The 13,042-nt window shown below is 42.6% G+C and carries 10 protein-coding genes and 1 pseudogene; 9 read left to right on the top strand and 2 right to left on the bottom strand.

Annotated features, from left to right (window positions below):
* Positions 1-41: 41 nt before the first annotated feature.
* Complete coding sequence (locus ACJJIC_RS19870) at positions 42-500, bottom strand: phage integrase Arm DNA-binding domain-containing protein (protein ID WP_444908802.1); 459 nt, start codon at positions 498-500, stop codon at positions 42-44.
* Positions 501-2,199: 1,699 nt separating this feature from the next.
* On the opposite strand from ACJJIC_RS19870, the gene ACJJIC_RS19865 reads away from it, so the two are divergent.
* The 6 genes and pseudogenes from ACJJIC_RS19865 to ACJJIC_RS19840 all read left to right on the top strand — a co-directional run bounded on the left by ACJJIC_RS19865 (position 2,200) and on the right by ACJJIC_RS19840 (position 6,892).
* Positions 2,200-2,511, top strand: a complete 312-nt coding sequence (locus ACJJIC_RS19865; protein WP_444908803.1) for a transposase — start codon at positions 2,200-2,202, stop codon at positions 2,509-2,511.
* 76 nt (positions 2,512-2,587) lie between these two features.
* Positions 2,588-2,998: pseudogene (locus ACJJIC_RS19860) on the top strand (transposase); the annotation flags it as partial.
* Positions 2,999-3,443: 445 nt separating this feature from the next.
* Positions 3,444-3,773, top strand: coding sequence for a hypothetical protein (locus ACJJIC_RS19855; protein ID WP_445357724.1), 330 nt, complete (start codon positions 3,444-3,446; stop codon positions 3,771-3,773).
* Between the two features lie 371 nt (positions 3,774-4,144).
* The gene (locus tag ACJJIC_RS19850) at positions 4,145-4,486 is read left to right on the top strand and encodes a hypothetical protein (RefSeq protein WP_444908805.1); all 342 of its coding nucleotides are present in this window, start codon (positions 4,145-4,147) and stop codon (positions 4,484-4,486) included.
* A gap of 70 nt (positions 4,487-4,556) precedes the next feature.
* On the top strand, positions 4,557-6,119 hold the full coding sequence (locus ACJJIC_RS19845; protein ID WP_444908806.1) for a hypothetical protein: 1,563 nt from the start codon (positions 4,557-4,559) through the stop codon (positions 6,117-6,119).
* Positions 6,120-6,523: 404 nt separating this feature from the next.
* Positions 6,524-6,892: a hypothetical protein gene (locus ACJJIC_RS19840; protein WP_444908807.1), complete on the top strand. Its 369-nt coding sequence runs from the start codon at positions 6,524-6,526 to the stop codon at positions 6,890-6,892.
* Positions 6,893-8,531: 1,639 nt separating this feature from the next.
* Here the strand turns inward: ACJJIC_RS19840 and ACJJIC_RS19835 are convergent.
* Entirely contained in the window at positions 8,532-8,795 is a 264-nt protein-coding gene (locus tag ACJJIC_RS19835) for a hypothetical protein (protein ID WP_444908808.1), read from the bottom strand.
* Between the two features lie 1,394 nt (positions 8,796-10,189).
* Here ACJJIC_RS19835 and ACJJIC_RS19830 point away from each other — a divergent pair.
* The 3 genes from ACJJIC_RS19830 to ACJJIC_RS19820 are packed head-to-tail and all read left to right on the top strand — an operon-like array spanning position 10,190 to position 12,930.
* Positions 10,190-10,981: an ABC transporter permease gene (locus ACJJIC_RS19830; RefSeq protein ID WP_444908809.1), complete on the top strand. Its 792-nt coding sequence runs from the start codon at positions 10,190-10,192 to the stop codon at positions 10,979-10,981.
* Entirely contained in the window at positions 10,978-11,688 is a 711-nt protein-coding gene (locus ACJJIC_RS19825) for an ABC transporter ATP-binding protein (protein ID WP_444908810.1), read from the top strand. The genes ACJJIC_RS19830 and ACJJIC_RS19825 overlap by 4 nt, the downstream gene beginning before the upstream one ends.
* A 3-nt stretch (positions 11,689-11,691) precedes the next feature.
* Positions 11,692-12,930 (top strand): KpsE/RkpR family capsule polysaccharide export protein, encoded by a 1,239-nt coding sequence (locus ACJJIC_RS19820; protein ID WP_444908811.1) that lies wholly within the window; start codon positions 11,692-11,694, stop codon positions 12,928-12,930.
* Positions 12,931-13,042 lie beyond the last annotated feature (112 nt).

Below are 13,042 nucleotides of genomic sequence, written 5' to 3'. Positions count from 1 at the left end.
GCTTTTTCATAGATGGTCCAGTAAGCTTCCAGGGTTAAGCGTTAGCGTTTTTTAATCGTCCAGTAGGCGCGGTGTGCGTGCTGTTGGTGATAGGTGAGAGATTCCCACCATTTGCGTAGATCTACTAATTTGGCTTTATGTATAGAGATGGCTTCGAAGTCTCCGACAAACCTTTTCAGGGCGCTACAATGATTGCGCCAGATGGACTTGTTGGATAGGCGTTGGTAATTTTCAATGTGCCAGTCTATATAGCATGCAGCGTGGTAGGTAAAGCTAGCTCTATCAGGAGCTTTTGCTGGCTTGCGTTCTACCTTCAAACCACGCTGAGTATTGGCTTGCTCGGCCATTCGGATTGCTTCTTCAGGTGATGCAGAGAAGACTTTATCCTTCGGGTCTGGGCGACGATAACGCCAATATTTTTCCCCGCCGCGAGCATCTGGGTAGAGGTTTTCTGGGAGTGGTATATCGCCCCATATGTGGGACTTTTTAGGTCTGGCCATTTCTTTGCTCGGCTACTGCTTAATCTGCTCTCAGCCTGCCAACAGGTCTAACCCGCTTCTGGGCTGACCAGCGTTGGCGGCGGTGTTCTGTGCTGGGGTTTTTCCGCTGTGATCGCGTATGGCGAACTGTCGGCATCCAAATAGGGCTCCTCGGTGATGATCTAGCCGGGGATATGCTCGGCCACAATCCACTCGGGGATTTTATCTTTGCCGGGGCGGGAGACTTTTCGAATTGCTCTTTGGCCCAGGCTGTTCCTTTTACCAGCTTACTCATTGGACAGCCCTCCATGGTGTACTAGGGCAAACCCCTGGCCGCTGCGTGTAGTTGTGCCTGTCTGTTATAGGGCGTCGAAAAAGGGTTCAACAGTGGGGTGTCTGAGACACATATCGTTAATGATGTTGAGCATCACTGGCTTGTGCCCGAATTCGCTGGCGCGGATGGACTGGGTCAATAGTTGCTTTTCTTCGTTCAGGAGGCTGGCTTGGTCTTGTTGCTTCGGGCTGTTACAGCTATGTTGTGGGGCCTTTAGCTACCGTTGCATCGATATTAAAAGCGAATAGCGTAACCAGGGCCCGTTATACAGGTGATGATAGCCTGGCCGAGAAAGCTGATATACTGAAGATTTAATACCTATGAGTTTAGGGGGTTATTCTGCTATAGGAGAGATTGGTATACCAGATTGTTACAATTGCTGCTTTTCACAGTGGGTGCTTAGAAACCTAACGGCAGCGACAATACTGATCTCTGCCAGTAGGGGCAAGGAACAGAGCTGGGCATAGCCACTCTTTTGTCCTCGGCTGAGCGGGTAAAGTTGAATTTGTTCAGTTCCAGGGCCACAACAGTCCCGCTAAAATTCTAATGGGATCCAGTAATTTAATACTTTTCTCAGCGGGGCATTGATACGGAAGACCTAATGGTCAATCTGGTTTTCGAGAGCTTGCCCACTCTCATCTAGTTGGGAAGAAACACTTCAACAACCCCTTGGCATTCTCATCTAACTTCCGTTCTTAGGAGTGCTACAGCTTAGTAAAATAAATTTTAAAAATTATATTTAGTCGATCGGCTGGTGATCCAAAATTAGTATCCGTTACCGAAGCTTATGGTATTATACAGTGCCTGATTTTGCTTTATCTATCCATTTCACCGCTAGGCTCACTGACTGCTTATTTTTTTGTTCCGTGGGTGGTTAACAGCTTGGATGATCGCCCACCAATGCCGCCAGCTAGATATCTTATCCTTGGCTTTTATCAACAATACTGGGCGCCCGTTAATATCAATGCGGCCTGGAACGTGCTTCACTCCCACCTCGGGACTCATGCGATTGTGGCTTTTCGTGGTAGATGAGGCTGTCAGTAAGGTTATCTGATCAAGCAATAAATGATTGAGTAGCTAACTTTCTTGATGTACTTCGCCAGCGTCATGTGTTGGGGTATCTTTTCAGAGTTTGCATTTTTCAGTTAGTGATTGATTTGCGTCCTCATGGCGACAACACGCAAGCCCGCCCCCCACGTTTCAATGTCTGCGGGAGAGCACCCACTGTGTGTTAAGGACTAAAGCATTTTTGCTCTAGATAGACAGTTTTGTTGTATCGGTTGAGTAATTGAGCAATTATACAATAATAGTTCTGGCCGTTGAGGACTTCGATCTGCTAGAAGCTGTTTCGTAACTTGAAATCAGTTATTCTTGCGACTTCATGGAATGATAAGACCAGTAAGTGTGAGTAGATTTAAGTCAGAATTAACCGACGCCCAGTGGAAATTGATTGAGCCTTGCCTTCCCCAGCTAAAACGTGGAAAAGGAGGTCCCAAACCCATTGATAACTGTGCATGTTTTGAAGGTATCTTGTGGATTTTGCGCTCAGGAGCACGATGGAAGGGAAGGATCTCCCCCATCTTACCCTTCGCCGGGTACTTGCTGGAGAAGGCTCCAGTTTTGGGAAGAGAAGGCGCTTGGTTGAAGGCTTGGAGAAAATTTCTCGGACAGCTCGATCAAAGATCCCTGCTTAATTGAGAAGAAGTCTTTTCGGATAGTAGCTTTGCTTTAGCAAAAAAGGGGAGCAGAAGTCTGAAAAACTAAGCGGGGCAAGGGTACAAAGCGGATGGTGGTGGTCGGTGGTGAAGGTATTCCATTGGGAGGCACCGTTACTTCGGCCTCACCAGGAGAAGTAAATTTTTTACATCCACTACTCGATGTTACCTATGAAAATACAAAAATTCGACGACTAGTGTACGACAAGGCTGCAGATTCTGATCCACTACGCCATAGTTTGGCCCGCCGTGAAATTGATCTGATTTTCCCTCACAGTAGGAATAGAAGAAAACCTTCGAAACAAGATGGCAGAAAGCTTAGGAGATATGTGCGACGCTGGAAAGTTGAGCGAACTTTTGCATGGCTAGGGAACTACCGTCGTTTAGTCGTTAGGTGGGATCGCTACTTATCTTCATACAGAGCTTTTTTCTATATTGCCTGCATGTTAATTACGCTAAAGAAGTTATGAAACAGCTTCTAGTGTTATTTCAAGAGCTATAAGCCTCTTTCGGTAGCGCCAAGTGTGTTAGTTGTTGTGAAAATCTAGGGGTGACTGCGGCTGCTGGTGCGTATGGGTTTATATGGTTTGTAATATTTCTCTATGATTGTTGAGCTGACTGGGTATTTAAAATGCATAATTTTTCTGGTTGTAATGATATTGAGGGTTTAGTGAGTGCGCACTTCTTTGAACGACTCACTTAGACTTCATTTGCAGTAGTAAATTCTATTTTTATAGGTTTTGAGGGTAAAAAATGCTAGATTAAGCCCCGTAAAAAAGCTAAAATTCATCGGCTTTTTTGCTAGCAAGGACTACATAACGTTTTTGTCTGCTTCTGAAATTTTTTGAAGTGAGAGTCTGTGGTCCGAGGAAAAATTTACAATAAATTTCTTAGTTTAATTTTTAAGGTGTGTTTATGAGATTGGGTATTTTATTCTTTTTTATGTCCTGGTCTAGTTTTGCGTTGTCAGCTACTCAGGATGTTACTATTTCGGGGGTGGGAATTAGTGAATCTACAAAAACCATTTTTATTGATGTTTCTCCTAACATTATTAATAGTCCGTGTACAAATAAAACTCAAGTCAGAATCTCTATCAATGATAGTGAAATTCATAAAGAGGTTTTTTCTGCGGCCTTAGCAGCCTTAGCGGCTAAAAAAACAGTAAATATTGGATATAGTGATTTGAATACTGCAGAGTGTTTATCTGGAGCACCAGTAATTCAAACATTTTACGTAAGACAATAGTGACTGAGCTATTCAAAAAACAAAGTGTTCATTCATTTGTTTTAATTTGGGGATATATATTTTTAATATTTAGGTTGTGTTAAAAGAAAAATCTAAGTGGTCGTGAGAAATGCTTGATGAATCCATTAGGTGCAGCTTGCCAAGAATATCTAACCTATTTTCAGTGTAGATGTGGCCTTTATCTATCTTCGATGAGGCTCTTGGTTTATTTGTATTATGTGTTATTTTTTAAAGATTAGAGTCTCGCTTCAGGCATTTATTTTAAATCGGGTTCAAAATTAAGGGTGTCAATAATTGTTCAGATACCCTTCAGTTAAAAGATGCATTTTAACTGATTGTTCAAAATATTTTTCTTAAATGAAGGTAAATATATGTTGAAAAAACTATTGGTTGCGTTGCCAGTTGCTCTTTGTTGCAGTGCTTATGCAGGGAATGATCAGGTGCCAATTGATCGAGAAATTTACAGAGTTAAGACCTACAAAGGGTTTGCAGTAGTATATTTTAAACCTGGTTTCCCTAATACTCAAGGCTGTGCCCATGCCACTCAAGAGCAAGTTATATTAGAGTTTACTGACGATGGAAGCACTAAAGAAATGTATTCGTCAATACTTGCTGCAGCTGCAGCAAAGAAAAAAGTAGGATTCGGTATTAGTGGCTGTACCTCCGAATCATTAGGTTATCCAACTATCTACAGAGTGGATGTAGATTATTAAGATGCTTAATCTGGAGAGAAATTAATATTTTTCTGCTTTAGGTTATATTAAAAATGTATGTGGTTTTAAAATGAATAAAACTTTTTCTGCGATTTGCTTGTCGCTTATATCAAATAGTGTATTGGCCTCTACATATGATCAGATTTTAGCTGAGTATAATGGTGGGGTAATTGGTAGCGTAAATAACTGTGGTGTTAATTTTTCTGTGGCACCACAGTACTTAAGAGGGGCTGGCTCAGTTCAAATGCACGCACCTGGCGAGTATTTTTATGGGATTTCTTCTTTGGGAGAGGCTGGTGTTGTCTCAGTAGTTAAAAATGGGGATGTGTTTTATAGCCCTAATGCATTGGACCTGAGTGGGGGCGGTAGCACGATAAAGTTAGGTAATGTTGGAAGTTTTGATAATTTTTCTGTACGGCCAAGTGTCGTAGAGGTTGAAGATGAAGCAAAGGTGCTTATCCTGAGGGAAAAATTTGGCGCTCTTAGTGTCGATGTTTTTAACTCCTCAGGACCTTTGGGGTCCTATTTTTTTACCATGTATGATTTTATTGGGTACGCTAATGGAGATATTTTTGCTCAAACTAAGGAGGGGGATATAAGATCATTTGGATCTATAAATGATCTTATTAGTTCAACAGGTAGTAAATTTATTGAGAATACTTCAAAGGCCATTCAGGCGGTTCGATCTTACAATGGTGGTGTTCTTACGGTGGCGGATGGGGGGTTATATTATTCGTCAAATGCAGATAAGTTGATAGGTGGAGAGAACGTAGAAAATTTATATCCAGAGAATAATGGAAAAATCGATGAGGTAATAGTTGTATCTGGTGAGCCTAAATATATTCCAATCGCAGCTTCCGACCCTATGTTCTTCATTCCTGTAAAAAATGATAATATTGTTTATACAACGAAGGAAGGGGCAATTAATTGGAATGCGGAAAGTGCTCTACACCCAGTAAATCTTGACCTGTTAAAGCGCAAGTTGCCGGATAATTCTATTTGGGATGCCTATGAAATTGATAGATCTGTTAATTTGTTAAATTTTCGAAAAGGAAAAGAATACGGGGCTGGTTTTTTTGCAGCAGAAAGTGTTCTTAATGAAACAACCGGTATAGCCGTTGGGCTAAATGGAAGACCCGCCACAGTAGAGCTTTATGATAAGGGTTGGCACGATTGGGAGTATAAGTGGAGATCTAAAGGTGAAGTAACTGGTTCTTTCTCATATGTATATGACGGTTCATTTATTGGTGAAAATGAAATTAAGGTTGAGGCAAACAACTCTTGTGCGATAGTTGCAGCGGTTACATATGAAAAATTGACGCCATTCCAATTTTCACAAAGTTTGGGCAGCATATATGGCATGGCAGAGGGCAGCAGCGGCAGTCTACCAGGATTTGGCTCTCACGGAGTAATTCCATATACGAAATGGCCAATGTTAAATTCCTTTTTCTCAGCTTGTAATTTGATTTCAGGAATTAATATATTGGGTTTTGATCTGAATAAGGATAAGCTAGCACGCTATGGTTGCCCCAAAAAATCACCCACAGAGTATACAATCCCTGATTTTAACCCTAATGCTGGACAACATTTTAATTTCACAAATGGAGAGGTTGTTTGGGATACGGCAGGTTAGGATATTGGTTTTATAAATTAATATAAAATACTAAATAAGATTTAAGTTTAGCCCTCCGATAGTGGGGGCTAAATAATATGTTGCTACGTTAATTTTACTGTTATATGAAAACTACAAGGAATGTAAATCTCAGTCGAGTATGGCGTATCTTGAGGAAATGTGGTTTAAGCCAGGATAAATCATATACAAATGATTATTTGAATTTTATTTTCGAGTTGAAGAGCATGAAAAAAAATAGAAAGGTCAATAGTAGTCATGGTGCTACCTAAGTCGAAGCTTTGGTAGCAATATATGGTAATATTGCAGTACAAAAAGTAGCAGGAAAGGTTTTCATAATTTTATTGGTTAATATATTATTATGTTGTCACTTTGATTGAGCTATGTATTAAGGAGTGTTAATTTTTATGAAAATGTTTGACCTATCCTTCGGATTACTCTTGGTGCTACTGTCTGGTAACAGCTTTGCATCAAGTACAATTGAGCCTGATAAAACCATTGAAGGTATTACTACCTATAAATACTATGCAGTTATTAAATTCTCACCAGATGCTAGCGGTGGTGAAGTAGCGGAAGGCTGCGCTTCGGGGTCCAGCAACCATGTGGTCATAGAATTTGACCGCAATGATGGGACAGATGCACATGATACGAAAGAGCAGTTTTCATCTTTATTATCTGCATATTTTGCAAAATCTGCTACCGTAGGTTTCGGTTTAGAGGGTTGTAGGGATGGCAACGGAAATAATTACCCGTTGATTTATAGAGTGGATATATAAATATCTGCTAGGGTTTCTCAGCTTTATACGGGCGGAAATCAAGCCGCCCTGAAAGCATCGATAGGGCAGCAAAGATTTAGTCATGTGAAACACTAATCCTGGCAGCTTAGAAATAAATTCTTAGTCTCTATCAGAAACAGTAAATCCAAGCTGGCTCTAGTATTTATATCATTGAGGATATAAAGTACATCCTACTTGCTACATTAGTGGAAACATCAAGGGTATAAGGAAAACTAACCAGGCCTTTTACGGCTGATTCAATTACTGCAACGATTATTTATAAGGCCATGTAGATATTGGTCAATACTGAGTAAGCTCATATTCAAAAAATTTATCATTCATGTACAGCTTACAATTAAGACATTTGTACGCTATTAACGAGATGAGTGAGCTGCTTGAGGTTGGAATAGGGCAGTTTCCGTTTAAGATACAATGACTAATCTTTTTGTGTGCTGAAGACTGGCAGTGTTGAGATAAGCGGTTTGATCCCGCTTAACTTCACAATATTTCCCTTGCATATCAAGGGTTTGCGAGAAGAATCTCACGGCTTCTTGTCAAGTGAACATAAACGTGAACACAAACTCGCAAGAAAGAAAAAAGAGCCTTCAGGGCTCTTTTTTTCTTCTGAAATTTCTAGCCCTTTCTATTCATAAGTTAGCCCAAGGGTTGATGCTTTTTTTTGTTGGGATGGGCTTTATCTTCCGCCTGCGTTTCGATTCTCTGGAGAGGATCTGAGTAATGAGCTTATTTACAATGGTTTACTTGTTGTCAGCTTTAATTTATTGATTCAATTTCTGTGATGCTCATATGAGGCTTTGTAAGAGTGTAAGATTCGCATAACTGCGGTTTAAAAAACGTTTAGTGAAGCTCTTGATGAGCTGATTCTTCCTAGTTACCCAGAAGATCCACGAAACTCTACACTTTACTACTGTTGGTCGACTCAAGCTAAAAAAATTGGCAGTGCAAAAGAGAATGTTCTATCTGCTGCTGATAAAGTAGAAGAAGTTGAGAAAACTATAACTAACCTCCGAGATCAAGAGCTGGATTTACCTCAAGAATCTGTAAATTTCAGGGCTAATGTCTAGTCCTTTAAAATGCAATTAAAGGACATTCAAAATCCAGTTGGAGCAATAAAAAAGTACTTATCGCAGATCAGATATCGCAGTTACTAAAGCTATTTGATAGAAAAAATAGATATTTATTGAAGACGCGGACCTACATTGGTTTATAGTTGATTATGCTTTTCCGATAAGTCTTTCATGCATTGAGATATACAGTATCCAATCCCTATGAACAACTCAAATAATGATATGCGATTAGTGAAAATCTACATCTTAACTTCGAAGTATGTTTAGGGGATGTAATATAAAATCCTTCTCAGATCGAATCGTAATTTAATACATAGTTGATGCCCTATTTGATCAAGGCTTTCTATGTTAAAAACCCCTACCATTAGCCTTTTCATAAATAGCCCAGTAAGCTTCCAGGCTGAGGCGCTGTCGCCTCTTGTTGGGTCTGCCTTTTTCTAGTAGACGCGGGCGATCATCGGCGGTGGTAAATGGATTGCTTTCCAGTTTGCACAACCCTTCTACCATTAAGAAATCAAAGAATTAATTAAATTCTCTACGGCGTGTATGCGCTAGTGAATGGTAAGGGATTCCCACCAATTGCGCAGATCTGCGAGTTTGGCCTTGTGTATGTGGATGGCCTCAAATCTCTCCCCAAACCGCTTTAGTGCGTTACAGCGATTACGCCAACTGGCTTTGTTGACTAAGCGTGGGTGACTCTCTAGCCACCATTCCATATATCGTGCAACATTATGTGCAAAGTAGGCTCTACCGGGTACTCTACTGAGATTGCGTTTCACGTTATCGTCCCGATGAGCGTTGGTCTGCTTCGCCATACGCTGAGCATTTACAAGGGAAACTTTGAAGATCTTGTAGGAACCATCCGGGCAGTGATAGCGCCAGCAGCTTTCCCTGGCGCGGTTCAGGCTAGAGGTTTCCCGGTAATGCTGTGTCGCCCACCATGCGGGGCTTTTTAGGCCTGCCCATTTCCTTACTCGACTACTGCTTTATCTGCTCTCAACCTGACAACAGGTCTAGCCCGTTCCTAGGCTGACCATCGTTAACCACATATCTTTGTTCAAGTGCTAACACGGATGTTGAGATGCTTTATACATTGACAGCCGTTAAAATTGAAACTTCTAAGAAGGCTAGAGTTGTGTTTTCTGTGACGCCGACAGCGCACAAGTTAAGATCGTGACAGATTTCCATGTTGAAGGTTTGACTTCAGTGCTGGTAAGTATCATGGAGCATGCTGTTAAAGTAGGAGTAAAGCTCGAAAGATCTTTAAGATTTGATCCCCGTGCGCTCAAAATTTCTTAATTGCTAGACTGGTACGTTTGTACATTCATAATTCTGGTGGCAGGCAGATGGCCTTTGCCAGCTCACTGGTAACCATGGCCAAGTTCAAGGTGCTCGGTCTAGCTACCTCATGAAAACTGTACAATAGCTTCAAGTCATTTTTGAAAATGGGCTTCGCCTGTAGATCTTGGTCTTCAACCGGTTGGAGATTTTTCGTACTGATTACTTGCCGACCTGTGAGGTCGGTATAACTTTTAGATGGTTGGCGAGTACTCACTTGGGTATTTAAGTGCTAGCCTGCTCTCTTTCATATTTGCGTTCAGCACAAGCTACATACTCCTAAGGAGGCTTAGAGGAGCCTTTGGAATCTGGGTCACTCCACTATTTTTTAGAAGTAACCTCCAAAAGCCACCCTGCATGCTGGGGATAAAATTTTAGGGCTAGCTCGAGTCTTCCCTCTGGATGCGTATAAAATCAGATCGATTCGTATAAAAATAGTACGGCGCTTCTAGAAAGCTTTTGAAGGAAGTGAATGCTCAGGAGGAGGGCTAAGTAGAAGCTATCGGTTTGCCTATTGATGACAGGCACCAGACGCACATTGAGACTGGATTTTAATCTGTGTAAGTTCTGCGACTTGTTGTAAAGCAAGTAATCAGGCGGGTTTACGTAATGGCGCGTAATTAATTTGGTGTGACGTGGGTGAAAGGCCGCGATAATATGCCGCGCTGACCAACAAAGCTGCTGATGTACTCAGGAGGAGTCATCATCTATTTCTGCAAGCTTTGAAGCTAGCACGCTAAAGATGAGTGAAGTTCTACCAGGTATCACTCGGCTATTTGAAGTAAATCCTTCCAAATGGATTTGAGATCATTATCCCAGTTCCACGTTTTAGATAGTGGGACTGGTTCACAGTTATTCAAGAAAAGCTGCTATGGGCCCAACAACTTCGCGCACAGTCTGGCAGATCCAATGGGATGTGATTTACGCGCTGCTTGTACGCGAGATGAAAACTCGGTTCGGTAAATGGAAACTGGGTTATGCTTGGGTATTGTTGGAGCCAGCCATGCATATCATGGTCCTGGCCGCGATCTTTAGCTTCCTTGGGCGAGATTTCTACCCAGGGATTCCCACCATGCTGTTTATGCTCGCTGGTATCGCGCCGTTTTTATTTTTTTCTCACTGCTTTAATAAGTCTATAGCGGCTGTGGACTCCAACCGCGGCCTATTCAACTATCGCCAGCTGCGTCCTTTTGATGCCGTTGTAAGCCGGGTGATGTTGGAGTTTGTAATCTACCTGGTTAGTTTGGTTGCGCTACTGGGAATATTGGCTTGGTTTGGAGTATCTGCCACCTTTAATAATTTCCTGTTACTGGTTGTTGTGAACTTTCTCTATCTGTGTTTTTGCTTCGGCATGAGTTTGGCGCTCTGTGTGGGCGGTGCAAAGTACCCAGAGATGTCAAAGTTTGGTTCCTTAATCCAGAGGCCACTGTACTTTATGTCTGGGGTGTTTTTCTCCCTGGAACAGGTGCCTGAGCAATACCACCCGTATCTCTCCTGGAATCCTTTACTGCATGTGATTGAGTTAACTCGTGAAGGCTTGTTCAGTAGCTACCACGGAATGTTTGCTAACTTGCCATATCTAGCCTTCAGCTCACTGGTAATGCTTGGCTTTGGCTTGCTGGTCTATCGTAGTCAATGGCAAGACTTGGTGCGCAGTAAATGATCGAGTTACGCAATCTCACCAAGTCTTTCCGCACGCCGAATGGACGCAAGGTACTGTTCAAAGATGTGAATGCCGTTTTCCCCGAGGGTAAGAATATCGGCATCCTTGGGCGCAATGGTGCCGGCAAATCAACCCTGTTGCGGATTATGGGCGGCATTGATTATCCCGATTATGGACGGGTCATTACCAACGAGCGCATCTCCTGGCCTATGGGGCTTGCCAGTGGTTTCCAGGGCAGTATGACAGGTAGAGAGAATGCCGAGTTTATCTGTGGTATTCATGGAATTTGGGGTAAGAGCCGGCAAAAGGTACTGGATAGGGTTCAGGACTTTGCCGAGATAGGCGACTACTTCAATGCGCCTGTGAAAACTTATTCTTCCGGAATGCGCTCCCGCTTGGCGTTTGGCTTGAGTATTTCTGTGGATTTTGACTGCTACCTGGTAGATGAAGTGATGTCGGTTGGTGATGCACACTTCAAACACAAGTGTGAACAAGTTATCGCCGAAAAACGCAAATCAGCCAATTTTATTATCGTGGCCCATGCAATGCAGCAACTGAAAAAAAATTGCGATGTCGGTATCTATCTCGGACCACAAGGGCTACAGATTTACGACACCGTAGAAGAGGCCATAGAGGTTTATCAGCACGGAATCCCCAAGCCCAAGGTGCAACAACAGAACAGGGCCGCACAGGCACTTAAGGCATAGACAATGGAAACAAATACGCAGCTTGTCACAGAACAAAAGACTAAGCCCGATAATGGTGCATTAAAAAGAACTGCTGAAGTTGTAAAAGGTATTTTTGCAGGCTTCGCGGCGAATGAGCCGCAGTCTCAACCTGGAGCAGACCGCTCGGGCATGGGCCCCTGGCGTGGATTACTGCTTTGTGTTGGTTTGCCGCTGCTTCTGGTGTCTGCCTACTATCTTTTCCTCGTTTCGGATCGCTATGTCAGCAGTACACAGCTGATTGTAAAAGACAACGGCTCCAGCCAGGGAATGTCATCTTCTCTCGGTTTCTTATTGCCTGGGGCGGGAGCTGACAATCAGGATGCTTTCCTAGTGGTTAACTATATCCAATCCTTGGATATGGCTGTATATCTGGATAAGACATTGCAGTTAAGTAACTACTACCGAAGCGATCGTTACGACATCTTCTCGCGGCTCACCTCTGACGCTACTCAGGAAGATTACCTGAAATACTACCGCGAACATACTGCGGTTGGTTACGATGAGTCGACGGGCATTATTACAATCGAAATGCAGGCTTTTGAGCCTGAATTCGCCCGTACGTTAGTTGAGACTGTTACCCAAAAGTCTGAAGATTTTGTTAATGCGATTAGCAATCAGCTGGCTGATAAGCAAGTGGCTTTTGTTCGCAGTGAGCTGGAGTTGGCGCAAAATAAACTCCGAGCTTCCAAGCAGGAAATTCTTGATTTTCAAAACCGCAACAAAGTAGTCAGCCCGGAAGAGCTTACCAAAGGCATCAGCGGCATTATCCAAGGGTTGGAGGCCAAACTTGCCGAGCAACGTGCCAAGCTGACGGCTGCCAAAACCTATCTAAACCCCGATTCCTCTCAGGTTGTCTCAATGCAGGCTGAAATTAATGCCCTGGAAGGACAAATAGCCGCAGAAAAGGAGCGCCTTGTTGGTGTCTCAGACGCTCAGGGAGAACAGCGCCTCAACAGCTTGAATGCACACTTCCAGAATTTGGAATTGAATCTTCAGTTTGCCACCGATGCTTATGCCGCATCTCTTAAAGCTTTGGAAACTGCGCGTATGGAGGCCTCTGGAAGGCTAAAGCACTTAATGGTTGTCAGCCAACCGTCGTTGGCTGAGAAAGCGGAATATCCACGCAAACTTTATAACCTGGCTAGCCTGGCAATTATCTTGCTATTAATTTATGGCATTGTGAAGATGCTGGTATCCAGTATCCGCGATCACAGGATTTAGCATATTAGTTACTTCCTGATGAAGTGTTAGAGGGAAGCTGAAAACAGCTGAATTATTGAAAACAATATTGGTCTAGGTTTTGCGTTATAAAATCTGGACTATTACAAATAGA

It is taken from the genome of Microbulbifer mixtoriginis (SeqCode), from assembly GCF_052468275.1.
This window is presented reverse-complemented; position numbering and strand designations above follow the sequence as displayed.